This is a genomic window from Yoonia litorea, from assembly GCF_900114675.1.
Classification (GTDB): domain Bacteria; phylum Pseudomonadota; class Alphaproteobacteria; order Rhodobacterales; family Rhodobacteraceae; genus Yoonia; species Yoonia litorea.
Genome location: NZ_FOZM01000001.1, coordinates 831,386 through 849,460, shown reverse-complemented (window position 1 = coordinate 849,460; position 18,075 = coordinate 831,386). Strand labels below are relative to the sequence as shown.

The window sequence follows — 18,075 nt, the reverse complement described above, 5'->3', positions numbered from 1 at the left end:
CACCGGCTGTACACAGGCTGTACACTGGCCGTACATACGGTGTCTGCACAGGGAAAACGGCGTTCTTCATCAGTGCGCCACCCCTGCTGCGACGCTTTCGTCGATGAATTTGCCTTCGCGGAAGCGGAACATGCTGAACTCTTCGGTCAGCGGTGACTGCCCCTTGGCCATCAGTTCAGCCATGGCCCACCCTGACCCTGGGATCGCCTTGAAGCCGCCAGTGCCCCAGCCGCAGTTTACGAAGACACCCTCTACCGGCGTTTTCGACAGGATCGGCGAGCGGTCGCCGGTCACATCAACGATGCCGCCCCACTGGCGCAGCATCTTGAGGCGGCTGATCATCGGGAAGGTCTCGACCAGCGCGCGGACGGTTTCCTCGATGTGATGGAATGATCCGCGCTGGGTGTAGTTGTTGTAGCCGTCGGTGCCGCCGCCGATGACCATCTCGCCTTTGTCGGACTGGCTCATGTAGCCGTGCACTGTGTTGGCCATGACGACCACATCCATGCAGGGCTTGATCGGTTCCGACACCAGCGCCTGAAGCGCGACGGATTCGATCGGCAGGCGGAAACCGGCCATCTGCGCCAGAACGCCAGAGTGTCCGGCCACGACCATCCCCAGCTTGTCGCAGTCAATCGGCCCTTGTGAGGTATCGACACCGATCACCTTGCCGTTTTCCTGACGCACGCCGGTCACTTCGCATTTCTGGATGATATCCATGCCCATGTCAGAGCAGGCCCGCGCATAGCCCCAAGCAACAGCGTCATGGCGTGCGGTGCCGCCTCTGGCCTGCCAAAGGCCGCCCAGAACCGGATACCGTGGTCCGTCAATGTTCATAATCGGGCAAAGCTCTTTTACGCGCTCAGGCCCGATCCATTCAGTCTGCACACCTTGCAGCGCGTTTGCATGGGCTGTGCGTTTGTAGCCGCGGACCTCATGCTGGGTCTGGGCCAGCATGATCACGCCGCGCGGCGAGAACATCACGTTGTAGTTCAGGTCCTGAGACATCGTCTCATAAAGGCTGCGCGATTTTTCATAGATCGCGGCCGAAGGGTCCTGCAGATAGTTGGAGCGGATGATTGTGGTGTTGCGCCCCGTATTGCCGCCACCAAGCCAGCCTTTTTCCAGAATTGCGACATTGGTGATGCCGAAGTTCTTGCCAAGATAATAGGCCGTTGCCAGACCGTGCCCGCCAGCGCCAACGATGATCACATCGTATTTCTTTTTAGGTGCAGATTTTGCCCACGCGCGGTCCCAACCGGTGTGGTTGCGCATAGCCTCTTTGGCGATGGCAAAAGCAGAATAGCGTCTCATTGATAAAAGAATCCCTCGCAGCGTGCAGGTGGTCCGCCTGCCTCTTATCTGGACCGCGACGCGGCGCAAGAGGATACTCTGAGCGGCGTGTAACCCGCTATTTACGACATGCGCGCGGTGACGTGAATTGCCCAAAGGTCGCAGGGCCTTTTCAGCGCAGGGCGAGACCGTTATGTCAGCCGGTGAAAAGGACGGGGATACCATGGTTTTCTGGACAGTTTGTGCGCTATTGGCAGTGGCCGTCACGGCGATGATCGTCACACCGCTGCTGCGTCCGCAGGACGTGCCAGACGAAAACCCTGATGTGGCCATCTATCGCGCCCAGCTTGACGAAATCGACAAGGACCTCGAACGCGGTCTTTTGGAAGCAGATGAGGCCGAACGGGCCAGAGCCGAGGTCGCCCGCCGTCTGATCGCCGCCAACAAGGAAGCCTCGCCGCAAGCAGGGCAAGGTGGGCCGACCAAGGGCCTGTCACTTGTCATCGGCCTGACGCTTCTTGCCGTGACCTTCGGGGTCTATTGGACCAGCGGTGCACCGGGTTATGGCGATCTGCCGTTGCAGGCGCGTTTGGCCGCAAGTGACGAGATGCGGGCGAACCGGCCTGATCAGGCCGCGCTTGAGGCTGTCGCCCCCACCCCGCCGCAGAATGACCTGCCAGCCGATTACGTCGCTGCGATCGAGCAACTGCGCGAGATTGCCCCGACACGACCCGATGATCTGGAGGCATGGGAACGGCTGGCCTTCCACGAAGTCGAAATGCGCAACTATGCGGCGGCTGTCGATGCCCAACAGCAGGTCATCGCGATCAAAGGGGATGAGGCGTTGCTGACAGACTACCAGCGTCTTCTGGATCTGAAGGTCGTGGCTGCCGGTGGTCTTGTCTCACCCGAAGCCGAAGAGCTTATCAGGGAAATCCTTGTGCGCGACGACGGCAACATTGCCGCACGCTATTACCTCGGCGCGCTCTATAACCAGACTGACCGACCCGATATTGCCCTGCGGCTCTGGCGGACGATCATTGAAGGGGGCGATCCGCAGAATTTCCATGTGGCCAGCGCACGGGCGCAGGCCTCTGACGCGGCGTTCCGGGCGGGTGTCGAATATGCGCTGCCCGAAACACGCGGACCGACATTCGAGCAGATGGAGCAAGCGCAGGAGATGTCGCCAGAGGATCAGCAGGCCATGATTGGCGGCATGGTCGCAGGCTTGGCCGACCGGCTCGCCACAGAAGGAGGGCCCGCGCAGGATTGGGCCCGTCTGATCCGCGCCTATGGCGTGCTTGGTGATCTGGAGTCCGCACGGACCGTCTGGAACGAGGCGCAGCAGGTTTTCGTCAGTTCCATGCGCGGCATGGAGATCCTGACCAATGCCGCGCGTGATGCCGGCGTGCTTGACGAATGATCTGTCAGACTCCAGAGGAATTTGCGCAAGCGATCCCTCCGATGGGGGCGATTGCCGGGTTGGACCTTGGCACTGTGACGATCGGTGTGGCGATTTCTGATGTGATGCGTTCCGTGGCGACCCCCATCGAGACCATCAAGCGCAAGAAATTCGGCGTGGACGCGGCAAAACTTCTTGAGCTGACAACGCACCGGATGGTCACCGGCATCGTGCTTGGGCTGCCGATGAATATGGACGGCTCGGAAGGGCCGCGCTGTCAGGCGACACGCGCCTTTGCCCGCAATCTGGAACGACTCACCCCGCTGCCGATCACCTTCTGGGACGAGCGCCTGTCGACTGTGGCCGCCGAAAGAGCCTTGCTTGAGGCGGATACGACACGAAAACGTCGCGCAGAGGTGATTGATCACGTGGCCGCAGGGTATATCTTGCAAGGACTGCTGGACCGACTGGCGCATATGAGGGGCACATTGTGAGCAAACCTGAAAACACCGACCACATCTGGTCGCGCGCCGAAATCGACAGCCCTTGCATCAAGATCTGCGTCATCCATCCCGAAAGCCGGCTGTGCACCGGCTGTCTGCGCTCCATTGACGAGATTACAGCATGGTCGCGCATGTCGCCTGAGGCCCGAAAGACGGTCATGGCAGAGCTGCCGTCAAGGGCCGGTCAGATCACCAAGCGCCGTGGCGGACGCGCAGGGCGTGTCACGTAAAGGCGCATAACCTTTCGCATAGAGGCCCCGAAATACGTTTGATTTGCGGACCACTGCACGTATCGTCGTGATATGCAGGATGGTCCACTCTACAATCCAAACGTGCAACCTCGCCCCAAAGACCTTGACGCATGCGTCATGCAAAGCGCCGTTCCGATGGTCATTGCAGATGCCGCCCTGAACGACATGCCGCTGGTGGTCATCAACGACGCTTTCTGCGACATGACAGGCCACGCGCGCGAGGACATGATCGGTCAGAACTGCCGGATCTTGCAGCCCCCCCAAGGGATGGACACCATTCGCACGCGGATGCGGAAGTTCCTCGACGATGACACGCGACTGCAGGCAGACTTCATTTTGCCAAACTGCCGCAAAGACGGGTCGCGGTTTCTCAACCTCCTTTATCTGTCGAAACTGACATTCCCCGGCAGGTCACCGCTGTTTCTGGGATCACAGTTCGACATCACGACGCAGACTACCGCGCAATTGGCACATTTCAGCGAAACCTTGCAGGAAGACGTCGCAAAGATGAATTCTGCCCTTACCGCAGAGGGCTGGTCCTTCGTACCGCCCTTTATCGCGCTCGATCAGTCGCTTGCGCGCATCGCGCATTACGAGTTGACCGACGGCTAGGCTGCGGCTGCTTTTCGCGGAAACACAAAACAGCGGTCGCGGCGGATCATCAGCCAGAGCGGCATATCGGGTTTGGGCAAAAAGACCGACGGTACAACCGCTTTGAGTATAGACCCGTCGTAGTCCATCCGGAACTCCACAAGGCTCGACGACCCCATGAAACGTGCGCGCTTCACAACGCCGCGCGCGGCCGTGCCATCTTCGGGTGTCGGGTGCGGTCCGCGCCCGCCACGATCAAAGTCGATCTTGATGTGCTGCGGCCTGATGACGATATCCACAGCCGTCCCGTCAGGCACACCAGGGGCAAGGAACTGACCGAACGGGGTTTCTGTCAATGCGCCGCGAACTTCGCCTTGGATCACGTTGATATCACTGAAGAATGCGGCAGCGTCGATATCAACCGGAGCGTTATAGATGTTGTAGGGAGCGCCGCGCTGAACGATCTTACCGTCGCGCATCAAAGCGATCTCATCCGCCATCCGCATCGCCTCGGCCGGTTCGTGCGTGACGAGCAGGACAGCTGTGCCTTCATCCTTGAGCACTGCGAGGGTCTCGTCGCGGATATCGTCGCGCAGGCGATCATCAAGACCTGAAAACGGCTCATCCATCAACATGATGCGCGGTTTGGGGGCAAGTGCGCGTGCCAGTGCAACACGTTGCTGTTCTCCGCCCGACAGTTGATGGGGGTAGTCATTGGTGTGGGCTGTCATCCCGACTTTGGCCAAGAGATCATGGACACGATCCGTGACCTTGCGCCCTTTGAGGCCAAAGGCCACGTTTTGCGCGACGGTCAGGTGCGGAAACAGGGCAAAGTCCTGAAACATCAGGCCGATATTGCGCTCTTCCGGGGGGAGTTGCTGGCGGCCATCACAGACAAGCTCTCCGTCGACCACGATTGCACCGCGATCCAGAGATTCGACACCGGCGATCATGCGCAATGTCGTTGACTTACCGCAGCCTGACGGCCCTAGCAGACACGTCACCTGCCCCGGCATAACCAGCAAGCTGACATCATCCACCACCCGGCGTCCGCCAAATTCCTTGACGATGTGGGAAACCTCTAGTCGGGGTGTAGGCATAGGGGCGAAGGAATCCCTGACGAAAATAATTGGGTATGTCCGACCTAACAACTGAGGCCGATAAGGACAAGACTAGCCAAGCGTGAAGGGCTGCGACGCGACCACGCGGCCATTGACCTGAAGCGAAATCACGTGGTCTCCGGGATAAAGCGTGAATGTGGTCGCGTTGTCTTTGAAATGGTGAACCTTGCGCAGTGACTGCGGTTTGCCAGCCCGCGCATCAACAATCTTGAGCTTGAAGACCTTGCGTGTGACGCCCGCCTTGGCTGTCACAAAGTCGATCGCGTAGTCGACAATCAAGGGGGCATCATCCCTTGTCGACAGATTGACGGCGATCTCGGCGCGTGAGCCGCGCGCAAAGGATTGCGGTGAAATTTCGATCTTCGCATCCGTAAGGGCGACGTTTGCATCATAGCCCAGATGCGCCATCGCAGCTTTGTCGCCCGCCTTGATCAACCCGCGCAGCGCGTGCTTGCGCATCCAGAGAAGTTCTTTCTCGTTTTGTTTGCCCTCTTTTTGCCAAAGGGCCAGTCGCTCAATCACCGCTGACGCATTTTTCTTTGTGATATCATTGAGGTGGTTGGCGACCGAACGGGTCACAAAACGCGTGGGGTCGGCATAAAGCCGGTCAAGGATGGGAAGCGTCTGGTCGGTGGTGAGCGCAACATTCTGGCCCCATGGCAGGCGCGGGCGTGTCCCTTCGCTGGCAAGGCGGCGCACGTGATAGTGCGGGTGTAACGTCCAGCTCATCACTTTCGCCAGTGTTTGCTCTGGCCAGCGATTGAGGAACGCACGCAGCGAAAATTCCATTGAAAACCGCTGTGTCAGGGCCTCCAGCAGATCAAGCCCCAGCGCAGAGTGGTTTTCCAGCGCGTGTCTTTCGACAAAGACACCCAGTGGCGCGTAGATGAAATGCCCGAAATCGTCGTCACTGCGGGTCGGATCAAGGGGTGGTGGCAAGGCGCGGAGGATGGCATCCGCGGCCTCTTCGAAATCTTCCGGCAGATACCGCTCAAGGACATCTGCGATCAGATTGATCCGCGCTTTCAATTCCAGCGGTGGCATCTCTGCCAGCACGTCGTTCACAAAAGGGGCGGACGCAAAGACGCCCGCCTCCTCGAAGTGGTTTGCAAGCTGCGTCACCGTTTCGGCGTTGAACAGCTCGTCCTTCAGGCTGAAACCCTGCGCCATCAGATCGTTGCGTTGATCGCTCCGCCGTCTAGCACGATGTTTTGCCCGACGATGAAGCCGGCGTGCTGCGAGCAAAGGAACGCACACATCGCGCCGAACTCTGCCGATGTGCCGTAGCGGCGGGCCGGAATGGTCGCCTCGCGCTGCGCCTTGGCTTCCTCCATCGAGATGCCTTGGGCGTTCGCCACGCCCGTGTCGAGGCTGACGGCACGGTCCGTAGCGTGGATGCCTGGCAGCATGTTGTTGATGTTCACGCCGTGTTGCGCCACCTGACGGGCTGTCCCTGCGACGTAGCCTGTCAGACCTGCACGCGCGGAATTGGAAAGACCCAGTAGCGGGACCGGGGCCTTGACCGAACCGGAGGTGATATTCACCACACGTCCCCAGCCCTGCTCGATCATACCTGGCAATATCGCCTTCATCAGAGCAATCGGCGCCAGCATGTTGGCATCCAAGGCCTGAATGAAATCGTCGCGATCCCAGTCGGACCACAGCCCCGGAGGTGGGCCGCCTGCGTTGTTGACCAGAATGTCGACCTGACCTGCGGCATCAAGCAGTGCCTTGCGTCCCTCTTCGGTGGCGACATCAGCCGCAACGGCTGTGACGTTGACGCCGTAGGTGTCGCGGATGTGCTGTGCGGTTTCTTCCAGCGCCTCGGCCCCACGTGCGTTCAGAACCAGATCGACACCGGCTGCCGCGAGGGCCTCGGCGCAGCCGCGACCCAAGCCTTTTGACGACGCACATACCAGCGCGCGCTTTCCTTTGATCCCAAGATCCATCTCACTCGTCCCTTTTTGCTATTGTCCTCACCAGCCGAGGTAGCACTGCAATTGATGTTCGGCAAATGTCATTGCACCTTGGAGAGCCGATGCTGCTGGGATAGACGTGACCCATGCAGGATCGCCTTCTGACATTGGATGTGTATTGCGCCAGCGATGTGGTCACCAGTGACGGTGTCATGAAAGGGGAATTCATCTCTTTTGCTGATGAACTTGTGCTCGACGATTCCTTCCAGATCATACAAGGCGCGCGCCAGCGCCCTTTGACGCTGATCTCTGAACGTGGCGCGTTACGGCGCGACGACGCCTCGGGAAATCTTGTGCATCTCGATAGCTGCCTGACCCTGATGGACACTGACGGTACGACCCATGAGGTCCTGATCCTTGTCGAGGTCGAGGATGACATGGCGGCAGAGGTGTTTGTTCTCTCGCTTGGAGAAATGGTGCCGCTGGTGGACTACCGCCTTGTCGGCATCGCGCGTCATCTGGCGACAAAACGTTTTGCAGAGGCCGCCAGCGGATCATTTGCAAAGGGCACACGGATCACGCTGCGCGATGGCCGGATGTGCCCTGTGGAGGCGCTTTCCCCCGGAGATGAGGTGCTGACCCGCGACGCAGGCCCGCAACCTATAAAATCGATCGGCCATGCGACCTTACGCGCCACAGGCAGCTTTGCGCCGGTGGTGATCCCGTCCGGCGCGCTCAACAACGAAGGTGATCTGTTGTTGCGCCCTGACCACCGGTTGTTCATTTACCAGCGTGACGACAGGCTTGGCTCTGGACGGGCCGAGGTGCTTGTCAAGGCAAGGCATCTTGTCGATGGCCAGTCGATCACACGGCGCAAGGGCGGATTTGTCGATTATTATCAACTGATCTTTGACGCCCATCACATCATTTTTGCCGAAGGCATTGCTGCGGAATCTCACCTGGTCGATCCGCGCACCCATACCGACCAGACGGATCAGAACACGCCTCACAGTCTGCATGGCTATCACGACTATGAGGTGAAAGATAACCTGATCCCGCTGAAACAGGCTGCAGCCCTTTTACGCAAAGCATCGGGGGGTTAAGGTGCAACGGGCGTATCTTGCGTCGCCGCCACCTCACCAAAAACGATGACGCTGCCAGTGAGCACCCCTGCCCCATGCGCGATATCGGCATCAAGGTCGATGCCGGCGACACCGGCAACCTGATCGCCCAGAAGCATTGTTTCCAGCGTGCCTGCAAAACCGTAGTCAGTTGCATCAGTGGTCAGCCGGCCCGCATAGGTGATCTGAAATTCAGCACCCTCCAGCCCGTCACCTGCAAGTGAAAGCTCACCTGTGTAATCGGCAACCTTGCCGGTCAATGCCTGCCCAAAGACATTGGAAACCGAGCCTGCCGCAGTTGCCGCCTCGAAATCGAGGGCGAGCACCGCATCGCCGTAAAGCGCGAGCGTTTTGCTGCTGTGTTCGATCTGGATGGCGGCGGCCCCTTCAAAGTTCAGCGTGCCAGCCGCAGGGATTGCCGGATCCTGCGTGATCGCCATGCCGATGGCACCGGTTTGCGGATTGCCAAAGAGCCGCAGTTGCTGCGCCTCATAGACATCGAGCCGTGCCAAGCGCGGATCGATCCCACTGTTGCCGCCACTGCTTCCCCCGCCGCCGCAGGCGGTCAGCCCCAGCAGGGCAACAACGCTGGAAAGAGAGCGACAACACATAGGCCGCATTTATGATGAGAACCCAAATTCTTGGTTAAGGCACGCAGAGCAATTGCCCTTCTGCACGGCATTGCATAAGGAATGCGCATGACAAATCGCCCTGAACTTCCCCCAGAAATCGCGCGCCGCCGGACCTTTGCGATCATTTCGCACCCTGACGCTGGCAAGACGACGCTGACAGAAAAATTCCTGCTTTATGGCGGCGCGATCCAGATGGCTGGACAGGTCCGCGCCAAGGGCGAGGCGCGGCGTACGCGCTCCGACTTCATGCAGATGGAAAAGGACCGCGGGATTTCCGTTTCGGCCTCGGCCATGTCGTTCGACTTTGGCAAATACCGCTACAACCTTGTCGACACGCCCGGCCACTCGGACTTTTCAGAAGATACCTACCGCACGCTGACAGCCGTGGATGCGGCCGTGATGGTGATCGACGGTGCCAAGGGTGTCGAAAGTCAGACGCAAAAACTGTTCGAAGTGTGCCGCCTGCGGGACCTGCCGATCCTGACCTTCTGTAACAAGATGGACCGCGAAAGCCGTGATACCTTCGAGATCATTGACGAGATTCAGGAAAACCTTGCCATTGATGTCACACCCGCAAGCTGGCCCATCGGTGTCGGGCGCGAGTTCATCGGCTGCTATGACATCCTGCGCGACCGGTTGGAACTGATGGACCGCGCCGACCGCAACAAGATCGCCGAAAGCATTGAATTTAACGGCATCGACGACCCGAAGCTGGCCGAGCATGTGCCTGCGCATCTGCTGGAAAAGTTCCTTGAAGAAATCGAGATGGCAAAGGAGCTTTTGCCGACACTCGATCCGGCTTCGGTGCTCAACGGGTCGATGACACCGATCTGGTTCGGCTCGGCCATGAACAGCTTTGGCGTCAAAGAACTGATGGACGGTCTGGCGACCTACGGCCCAGAGCCGCAGGTCCAGAGCGCCGAACCGCGCAATATCGCCCCTGAGGAAAGCAAGGTGGCGGGTTTTGTCTTCAAGGTGCAGGCCAATATGGACCCCAAGCACCGCGACCGCGTCGCCTTTGTGCGCCTTGCCTCCGGCCATTTTGAACGTGGGATGAAGCTGACCCACGTGCGTTCCAAAAAGCAAATGGCGATTACGAACCCTGTGCTTTTCCTCGCCTCTGACCGCGAATTGGCGGAAGAGGCCTGGGCTGGCGATATCATCGGCATTCCGAACCACGGGCAGTTGCGCATTGGCGATACGCTGACCGAAGGCGAGGCAATCCGTGTGACCGGTATCCCGTCGTTCGCGCCGGAATTGCTGCAATCCTGCCGGGCTGGCGATCCGATGAAGGCCAAGCATCTGGAAAAGGCGCTGATGCAGTTTGCCGAAGAAGGGGCCGCCAAGGTCTTCAAGCCGACATTCGGTTCGGGCTTTATTGTGGGTGTTGTCGGCGCGCTGCAGTTCGAGGTTCTGGCCAGCCGGATCGAGTTGGAATACGGACTGCCGGTCCGCTTCGAAGGCTCGCAGTTCACCTCTGCCCGCTGGGTGGCCGGCGAGAAGGATGCAGTCGACAAGTTCGTCGCCGCAAACAAGCAGCACATCGCGACGGACAATGACGGCGACACGGTGTTTCTGACGCGATTGCAATGGGATATCGACCGGGTTGTCCGTGACTATCCGGACGTGAAGCTGACGGCGACAAAAGAGATGATGGTCTAGGGGGCTTTGCCCCCGCCGCCCCTGCGGGGCGTCTCCCCCAGAGTTTTTTGGCCAAGATGAAGAGCTGCCTCGCGCTTGTCTTCTGCGTGGCGGCTGTGTTTTCTGGCAGCGCGAGACAGGAGGCGGGCTTGGACAAGACAGGCGAAACATTTGAAGGCGGGATCGGCAGCCTGATGCCAGCCTACCAAAAACGGCGTGCCCTTCTGACCGGCGAGGCTTTGCCACCGCACGACGTTGATTTTGCGGTGCTGAAGTCGCAACCTTTGCCACCCCAGCAAAACCCCCGCCCCGAAGGCTTGAGCCGCACGCAAAAAAAACGCCATGCGCTTTTGGGTGAATTGCATGGCCATAGCGAGCTGGCACTGTTGCATGGGTTGCTGATCGCACATTTGCGCAAACATACCTACCCCGATGGCGCGCCAGCCCTTTTCCTGCGCCTTTGGAAGGAAGAGGAAGACTGGCTGTTGGAAACCCTGCCCACGCGTTGGCTGATCTCGGCTGTGATCACCTTTGCAGAGCATGGGCAAAGCGAAGCGGACCGCACGCTGGCTGCGCGGATGGGCATGTTCTTTTCGCTGATGAAGATCTATGAGGCCGAACGCTGTTTTTCCGGCCTGCCACCGCAGAAGGCGTTCAAGGTGAAGGATCGCAATACATCCCCGCTGCCGATGGGGATGAAGGATTTTTCGGTGCTGCAGGGCGATCTTGAGGCCCATCTTCTGGCCCCGCTCTGGCGCGATGCGGGCCAAGCGCCTGCCATCGGCAATCTGGTGCGGCACCTGCTGGAGCGGTTAAACACGGACGACGGGACGGTTTTCCGCCGGCTTGCGTTGATGCGCAACGCGGCGGAAAAGTCACGCAAAGGCAAGGTCTAGGGGACCTTCCTTGACGCACTGCAGCATATGGGATAGCCCACATCCACCAGACGCCGGACGCGGAGGAAATGCGTCCTATATCATCATTGCGGACCGACCCGCATACACAGGACGTAAATGACCAAGTTTTCCGACTTGAACCTTGCCCCTAAGGTTCTCAAAGCTGTAGCAGAGACCGGCTACGAAACCCCGACCCCTATTCAGGCAGGTGCGATCCCGCCAGCGCTTGAAGGCCGCGATGTTCTGGGCATTGCCCAGACCGGCACAGGCAAGACCGCCAGTTTTACGCTGCCAATGATCACCCTTCTGGGGCGTGGACGCGCCCGTGCACGGATGCCACGGAGCCTTGTTCTGGCCCCGACCCGTGAATTGGCCGCGCAGGTGGCCGAGAACTTTGACGCCTATGCCAAATATACCAAACTGAGCCGCGCGCTTCTGATCGGTGGCACCAGCTTCAAGGATCAGGATGCCATCATCGACAAAGGTGTCGATGTCCTGATTGCGACGCCGGGCCGCCTGCTCGACCATCTGGAGCGGGGCAAACTCATTCTGACGGACGTCAAGGTCATGGTGGTGGATGAGGCTGACCGGATGCTCGACATGGGGTTCATTCCCGATATCGAGGAAATCTTCAAACGCACGCCATTCACACGACAGACCTTGTTCTTCTCGGCGACAATGGCCCCCGAGATCGAGCGGATCACCAACACTTTTCTGTCGAACCCGGCAAAGATCGAGGTGGCGCGGGCGGCCACAACGAACGACAACATCAAGCAGGGCGTTGTTGTTTTCAAAGCTGCTGACCGGCGCAAAGAGGCCTCGCAAAAGCGCGCCCTCTTGCGTGCGCTGATTGATCAGGAAGGCGAAGCCTGCACCAATGCGATCATCTTCTGCAATCGCAAGTCAGACGTCGATATCGTTGCCAAATCGCTGAACAAATACGGCTATCAGGCCGCACCCATCCATGGTGATCTGGACCAGAGCCACCGGACCAGAACGCTCGACAAGTTCAGGGATGGTGACTTGCGCTTTCTTGTGGCCTCAGATGTGGCGGCCCGTGGGCTTGATATCCCGAACGTGAGCCATGTCTTTAACTTCGACGTGCCAAGCCACGCCGAAGACTATGTCCACCGGATCGGGCGCACCGGTCGCGCCGGTCGCAAAGGCACCGCTGTGATGATCGCGATCCCGCGCGATGATAAGTATCTTGAGGCGGTGGAGGACCTCGTCAAACAGACGATCCCGCGGATGGACAATCCGTTGAAACAGGAAAAGGCTGCGCCGCACTCTGACGACAGTGCGAAGTCTGATGAGAAACCAAAGCGCAGCCGTGGCCGTCGCAAGCAGGACGATGCGCCGGCCAAAGAGGCAGCATCATCCCCCGCCGCAGAGGATGCGCCGGCGCAGGACAAGCCGAAAGCAGCCGCTAAACCGCAGCACGACGACAAGCCGAAGCAGGATCGTGGGAACCGTGGCCGCAATCGTGGCAGAAACGACCGTGATGTCGTCGGTCTAGGTGATGATGTGCCCGCGTTTCTGGCAAAAAGCTTCGCCGAACGCGCAAAGGACAAGTAATTGTCTACGGGCACGCGCCAACCGCGTGCCCGCAAAATGCATTTACCGGAAGGTCACGCGCGAAACGGTGCAGACGTTGATGTTGGGCTGCACGATGCTGGTCCCGTCGCGGAATTCCGCTTTCATATCAAAGTTGCAAGAGCCGGTGCCGTCATCAAAGTTGATGTTGACGGAGTCGCCGTTCGGCAGGATCGATGATCCAAGAATATCCTCTTCCCAGGATGACGTGGTCACGCGGGAGCCATAGAAGCGCCAGATTGTCCGGCCTGTTGCATTGGTGATGATCACGTTCCGGTCTGCGGCGACGGCACTGACAGGTGTTGCTGTCGATGTATCAACACATGCAGAAAGCGCGACGGCAGCCGCGCCTGCGGCGAGAATAGACTTGAAATGAAACACGTGAACTCCTTTTCTGGCATGGCAAAATCGCTACATGCCAGAATGCTAACAGGTTCACAAAGCAGTGATCAAGCCGCAGGCCGCCTGCTAGCCCAAACGGGAGATGATCACCATAACTTCCGGCTTCTTGCCGATCTCTGTCTGGGCGGTCCGGCGCGCGATGCTTTTGAGCTCTTTCTCAAGCTTGTCATCATCGCGCAAGGTCTTGGCGTTGGCGCGCATGACGAACTGACCCAAGTCTTCTTCGACCACTTCAACCAGCGGTGCTCCTGACGAGCCGATTTCTGGCAGGCCATTTGTCTCCACCCAAGGCTCGCCCAAGGGTTCGTCGTTTTCATCAACGATCAGCGTCACAACCATCTGCCCGTTGAGCGCCATGCGGATGCGGTTGCGCACGATGCCATCGAGCGCGCCGACCTGCACCGACCCGTCCAGATAGGTGCGCCCGGTGTCGATGTATTCAGCGACGGTTGGTGCGTTTCCTGACAGATCAATCATCATCCCGTTCACCGCCACGATCCCTGTGATCCCACCCTGGTTGCCCAGTTTCACATGTTCGCGCAGGTGACGATGCTCACCGTGCATCGGGATGAGGATTTGCGGCTGGACGATCTTGTGCAGTTGTTCCAGATCAGGGCGATTGGCGTGGCCAGAGACGTGATACTTGCCACCGGCATCATCGACGACATCGACACCCAGTTCGGAAAGCTGGTTCATGATGCGGATGACACCGCGTTCATTGCCGGGGATGGTTTTGGACGAAAAGAGAAACGTATCGCCCTCTTTCAACTTGATCCCCATGTAGTTGCCCTGCGCAAGCTGGGCAGACGCGGCCCGGCGTTCGCCTTGTGATCCGGTCACGAGCAGCATCAGGTTTTCGCGTGGGATGTTCTGCGCATCTTCAGGAGATACTGTGCTGGGAAAGCCTGTCAGGATGCCTTCTTCCACGGCGGCTTCGACCATGCGCCGCATTGCCCGGCCCAGCAGCACGACAGAGCGGTCTGCCTTTTGCGCCGCCGTTGCCAGTGTTTTCAGGCGCGCGATGTTGCTGGCAAAGGTGGTCGCGACAACCATGCCTTTGGCCTCTTTCATCAGATCAGCCACGGGATCGGCGATCGAGGCTTCAGACCGTCCAGGTGCCGCGGAAAAGACATTGGTGCTGTCGCAGACCAGTGCCTTCACCCCATCCTTTGAGACCTCTTCCCACAGGGCCGCATTCCATGGATCGCCCACAACAGGCGTTTCATCAATTTTGAAGTCACCGGAATGCAGCACGCGCCCTTCGGGGCTGTCGATCAACAGCCCTGCGCTTTCAGGGATCGAGTGGCTGATTGGCAGGTAGGACACGGTCAGCGGTCCGCATTTGATCATGTGCGGATAAGGGTCAACGACCTTCACCACGCTTTCAGGGTGCCCATGTTCGCCCAGTTTGCGCCGCGCGATATTGGCAGTAAAGCGACGGGCATAGACAGGCGCACCGAGGCGTTCCCAATAGTGACCAATGGCCCCGACGTGATCCTCGTGGGCATGAGTGATGAAGATGCCTTCGATTTGCGCCTTGTGCTCTTCCAACCAGGCAATGTCAGGCAGGATCAGGTCAACACCCGGCGTGCCATCCATATCGGGGAAGGTCACACCAAGGTCCACGACAATCAGCCGCTCCTGCCCCTCTTTGCCGTAGCCATAGACATAGGCATTCATGCCGATTTCTCCGGCACCTCCGAGAGGTAGATAGATCAGGCGGTCGCTCATGCGTTTTCCTTATTGAACCTGTGAATGACGGTCAGCCCGTGCATGGTCAGATCATCTTCGAATGCGTCAAAGAGGTCTTCTGCCTGCTGAAATAGCGGCGCAAGGCCACCTGTCGAGACGACTTTCATCGGCAGACCACGCTCGGCCTTGATGCGGGCGCATATCTCACGGACCAATCCGATGTAACCCCAAAAGACGCCAGACTGCATACAGGCCACGGTATTTGTGCCAATGACTGCCTGAGGTTTGGTGATATCGACATGCGGCAAGGCAGCGGCCGCATTGTGCAATGCCTCAAGCGAGAGGTTCACACCCGGTGAGATCACCCCACCCACATAAGCGCCATCCTCTGCCACCACGTCAAATGTGGTGGCCGTCCCGAAATCGACGACGATCAGATTGCCGCCATGGCGATCGAATGCGCCCGCAGTGTTGACCAGACGGTCAGGGCCAACCTGCGTTCCTGCATCAACACGCGGAGCCGCAGGCAACAGGCACTCAGGCTTGCCCACAACCAAAGGCCGGACGCCATAATACCTGTCAGCAAACACACGCAGATTGAACACAACGCGTGGCACGGTCGAGCTGATGATCACCTCGTCAAAGACAACGTCGATGTCCTGAAACCGCATCAAAGTTGACAGCCAGACATAGTATTGGTCCGCTGTGCGCTGCCACTCGGTGCTTGTGCGCCATGTGGCGATAAAGCTCTCACCGTCCCAGATCGAAAACACCGTATTGGTGTTGCCGCAGTCGATGGCCAAAAGCATGGGCCGCCTCCTTCTTAGAAATACACGTCCGCTGCAGGTATGGCGCGCGGTCCTGTTCCGGTGATCAGGACAAGATTGCCGTCGCGGTCGATGCTGTCAAAGATCCCTGTGATCTCTTCGCGCCCTGTCCGGGCGGTGATCACCTCGCCCAAGCGTGCGGCATTGGCCAGCCAGTCATCGCGGATGCGGTCAAAACCCAAACGCAGGAGCTTTGCCTCCTGCGTGGCATAGGCATCAGCAAGGGTTGCCAGAAAATCAAGCGGTGTGATCTCGATCCCGGTGGCCTCCATGACAGAGGTCGGCGGAAACGCGGCATCAGTGACGCCGTCGGGCGTATGCTTGAGGTTCACCCCAATCCCAACTGACAACCAATCGACAAACGGCCCGCTTCCGCTTGTCTCAAGCAGGATACCGGCGACCTTGCCACCCGACAGCAAGACATCATTGGGCCACTTGAGGCTCAGTTTCTCGACAGGGATGAAGATTGACAGGGCCTGATAAAGCGCGTTGGCCGCAAGGAAGGACCGCTTTGCCGCCTCTGGCGCAGTGGCTTCCGGTCGGAAGATGAGCGTCGCGTTCAGGTTTCCGGGCGGTGCAATCCATGCCCGTCCCCGCCTGCCGCGAGCGGCGGTCTGCGTTTTGGCAATGATCCATGTCGGGCGCTCGATCTCGGGCGCGCGGCGTGCGGCCTCTGCCATCGTGCTGTCGACACTTTCCAGAACGACACAGCCGTAGCCCTCAGGCCACGGCCCGTGATCGTGGGTCGCGCTGTCGTTAGTTGACAAGCGTTGCCGCCGCGGCTGCTGCAATCGGCTCAACCCCGAAGAGGTTGACGACGCCGATCACCATGACACCGGCTGACACCATCAGCATCCCCCAAAGCACGGGATTGCGGTTGGTATCAAGCTGCTCGCCCTCTTCGCCGAAGTACATGAAATAGACGATCCGCAAATAGTAGAACGCACCGATCACTGACGCGATCACACCAGCCACTGCGAGCCATGCAAGACCACCGTCATAGGCAGCACGCAGCACGTAGAGCTTGCCAAAGAAGCCAACCATCGGCGGCACACCGGCAAGGCTGAACAATAGGACCAGCATTGCAAGCGCCCGGAGCGGTTGCCGTTTAGAATACATCCGCAGTGCGTTGATGTCGGTGACAGGGCGGCCATCACGCTCCATCGACAGGATGAAGGCAAAGGTGCCGATGTTCATGGTCACATAGATCGCCATGTAAATCAGCATCGCCTGCACGCCAAAGGCGGTGCCAGCGGCCAGACCCATCAGAGCAAAGCCCATGTGGGCGATAGACGAGTATGCCATCAGACGCTTGATGTCGCGTTGCCCGATTGCGGCCACCGCACCAAGGAACATGGAGACGACAGACAGGAAGGCTACGATCTGCTGCCAGTCGCCGACGATCCCGCCGAAGGCGTCATGGACCACACGCGCGAAAAGCGCCATCGCTGCAACCTTTGGTGCTGTCGCAAAAAAGGCTGTGACAGGTGTAGGCGAGCCTTCGTAGACGTCTGGCGTCCACATGTGGAAAGGCGCTGCAGACACTTTGAAAGCGAAACCTGCCAGCAGAAAGACCAGACCGAACAGCAGACCCAGCGACGCGCCATCGGACGTGGCCTCGATAATGCCGGAGAAGAGCGTCGTGCCTGTGTAACCGTAGGTCAGTGACGCGCCATAAAGCAGCAGACCCGACGACAGCGCGCCAAGTACAAAATACTTCAACCCTGCTTCGGTCGACTTCACACTATCGCGGCGCAGCGAGGCCACAACATAAAGCGACAGCGATTGCAGTTCGAGGCCCATGTAAAGCGCCATCAGATCGCCAGCGGAAACCATGACCATCATGCCGACAACAGCGAGTGCCACCAGCAACGGGTATTCGAATTTCAGCAATCCGCGGCGCTGCATATAGGCTTCTGACATCAACAGAACCGCAGCTGCCGACAGCAGCATCACAACTTTCGCAAAGCGGGCGAACCCGTCATCAACGAACATTCCGCCAAAGGCGGTATTCGTCCCCTGCCCGTTGATCCCGATCCAGATCGCCAGCAAGACAAAGAGGCCAGACGTGACCCATGTCAGCAGCGGCGCCATAGCGTCTTTGGTGGTATAGACCGCCAGCAACAGCGCACCCATCGCATAGACCGACAGGATGATTTCGGGCATCAGGATTTGGATATCAGCACCAATCATG

General features: G+C 59.0%; 18 protein-coding genes. 8 read left to right on the top strand and 10 right to left on the bottom strand.

Annotation, left to right across the window (positions count from 1 at the left end; genetic code table 11):
* Positions 1 to 69 precede the first annotated feature (69 nt).
* Positions 70 to 1,314: a sarcosine oxidase subunit beta family protein gene (locus BM316_RS04465; protein ID WP_090204485.1), complete on the bottom strand. Its 1,245-nt coding sequence runs from the start codon at positions 1,312 to 1,314 to the stop codon at positions 70 to 72.
* A 172-nt stretch (positions 1,315 to 1,486) separates the two neighbouring features.
* Between BM316_RS04465 and ccmI the strand changes: the two genes are divergently transcribed.
* The 4 genes from ccmI (at position 1,487) to BM316_RS04445 (ending at position 4,061) form a co-directional block, all read left to right on the top strand.
* Entirely contained in the window at positions 1,487 to 2,716 is a 1,230-nt protein-coding gene (gene ccmI, locus BM316_RS04460) for a c-type cytochrome biogenesis protein CcmI (RefSeq protein WP_242649746.1), read from the top strand.
* Complete coding sequence (gene ruvX, locus BM316_RS04455; RefSeq protein WP_090204482.1) at positions 2,713 to 3,189, top strand: Holliday junction resolvase RuvX; 477 nt, start codon at positions 2,713 to 2,715, stop codon at positions 3,187 to 3,189. Before ccmI ends, ruvX begins: the two co-directional genes overlap by 4 nt.
* Positions 3,186 to 3,428, top strand: coding sequence for a DUF1289 domain-containing protein (locus BM316_RS04450; RefSeq protein WP_090204479.1), 243 nt, complete (start codon positions 3,186 to 3,188; stop codon positions 3,426 to 3,428). Before ruvX ends, BM316_RS04450 begins: the two co-directional genes overlap by 4 nt.
* 72 nt (positions 3,429 to 3,500) lie before the next feature.
* Positions 3,501 to 4,061, top strand: coding sequence for a PAS domain-containing protein (locus tag BM316_RS04445; protein WP_090204477.1), 561 nt, complete (start codon positions 3,501 to 3,503; stop codon positions 4,059 to 4,061).
* Here the strand turns inward: BM316_RS04445 and BM316_RS04440 are convergent.
* The 3 genes from BM316_RS04440 to BM316_RS04430 all read right to left on the bottom strand — a co-directional run bounded on the left by BM316_RS04440 (position 4,058) and on the right by BM316_RS04430 (position 7,110).
* A complete protein-coding gene (locus BM316_RS04440; RefSeq protein ID WP_090204474.1) occupies positions 4,058 to 5,140 on the bottom strand; it encodes an ABC transporter ATP-binding protein in 1,083 nt (360 codons plus the stop codon). The genes BM316_RS04445 and BM316_RS04440 overlap by 4 nt on opposite strands.
* A gap of 72 nt (positions 5,141 to 5,212) precedes the next feature.
* Positions 5,213 to 6,331 (bottom strand): YhaZ family DNA alkylation repair protein, encoded by a 1,119-nt coding sequence (locus tag BM316_RS04435; protein ID WP_090204471.1) that lies wholly within the window; start codon positions 6,329 to 6,331, stop codon positions 5,213 to 5,215.
* Positions 6,331 to 7,110, bottom strand: coding sequence for an SDR family oxidoreductase (locus tag BM316_RS04430; protein ID WP_090204468.1), 780 nt, complete (start codon positions 7,108 to 7,110; stop codon positions 6,331 to 6,333). The genes BM316_RS04435 and BM316_RS04430 overlap by 1 nt, the downstream gene beginning before the upstream one ends.
* Positions 7,111 to 7,223: 113 nt before the next feature.
* On the opposite strand from BM316_RS04430, the gene BM316_RS04425 reads away from it, so the two are divergent.
* The gene (locus BM316_RS04425; protein WP_090204465.1) at positions 7,224 to 8,180 is read left to right on the top strand and encodes a Hint domain-containing protein; all 957 of its coding nucleotides are present in this window, start codon (positions 7,224 to 7,226) and stop codon (positions 8,178 to 8,180) included.
* Here the strand turns inward: BM316_RS04425 and BM316_RS04420 are convergent.
* Entirely contained in the window at positions 8,177 to 8,809 is a 633-nt protein-coding gene (locus BM316_RS04420) for a hypothetical protein (RefSeq protein WP_090204463.1), read from the bottom strand. The genes BM316_RS04425 and BM316_RS04420 overlap by 4 nt on opposite strands.
* A gap of 87 nt (positions 8,810 to 8,896) precedes the next feature.
* On the opposite strand from BM316_RS04420, the gene BM316_RS04415 reads away from it, so the two are divergent.
* The 3 genes from BM316_RS04415 to BM316_RS04405 all read left to right on the top strand — a co-directional run bounded on the left by BM316_RS04415 (position 8,897) and on the right by BM316_RS04405 (position 12,942).
* The gene (locus tag BM316_RS04415) at positions 8,897 to 10,492 is read left to right on the top strand and encodes a peptide chain release factor 3 (protein WP_090207526.1); all 1,596 of its coding nucleotides are present in this window, start codon (positions 8,897 to 8,899) and stop codon (positions 10,490 to 10,492) included.
* A 128-nt stretch (positions 10,493 to 10,620) separates the two neighbouring features.
* Positions 10,621 to 11,367, top strand: coding sequence for a hypothetical protein (locus tag BM316_RS04410; protein WP_090207523.1), 747 nt, complete (start codon positions 10,621 to 10,623; stop codon positions 11,365 to 11,367).
* 117 nt (positions 11,368 to 11,484) lie between these two features.
* On the top strand, positions 11,485 to 12,942 hold the full coding sequence (locus BM316_RS04405; protein ID WP_090204460.1) for a DEAD/DEAH box helicase: 1,458 nt from the start codon (positions 11,485 to 11,487) through the stop codon (positions 12,940 to 12,942).
* A gap of 42 nt (positions 12,943 to 12,984) precedes the next feature.
* On the opposite strand, the gene BM316_RS04400 is transcribed toward BM316_RS04405, so the two are convergent.
* From BM316_RS04400 to nuoN, 5 genes are all read right to left on the bottom strand, one after another.
* A complete protein-coding gene (locus BM316_RS04400) occupies positions 12,985 to 13,341 on the bottom strand; it encodes a hypothetical protein (RefSeq protein WP_090204459.1) in 357 nt (118 codons plus the stop codon).
* Positions 13,342 to 13,428: 87 nt separating this feature from the next.
* Positions 13,429 to 15,093 (bottom strand): ribonuclease J, encoded by a 1,665-nt coding sequence (locus BM316_RS04395; RefSeq protein WP_090204456.1) that lies wholly within the window; start codon positions 15,091 to 15,093, stop codon positions 13,429 to 13,431.
* Entirely contained in the window at positions 15,090 to 15,863 is a 774-nt protein-coding gene (locus BM316_RS04390) for a type III pantothenate kinase (RefSeq protein ID WP_090204453.1), read from the bottom strand. Before BM316_RS04390 ends, BM316_RS04395 begins: the two co-directional genes overlap by 4 nt.
* Positions 15,864 to 15,877: 14 nt before the next feature.
* Positions 15,878 to 16,648 carry a biotin--[acetyl-CoA-carboxylase] ligase gene (locus tag BM316_RS04385; RefSeq protein WP_242649744.1) on the bottom strand — a complete coding sequence of 257 codons (771 nt, stop codon included), beginning with the start codon at positions 16,646 to 16,648 and terminating at the stop codon, positions 15,878 to 15,880.
* The gene (gene nuoN / locus BM316_RS04380) at positions 16,638 to 18,074 is read right to left on the bottom strand and encodes an NADH-quinone oxidoreductase subunit NuoN (RefSeq protein WP_207493620.1); all 1,437 of its coding nucleotides are present in this window, start codon (positions 18,072 to 18,074) and stop codon (positions 16,638 to 16,640) included. Before nuoN ends, BM316_RS04385 begins: the two co-directional genes overlap by 11 nt.
* Position 18,075 lies beyond the last annotated feature (1 nt).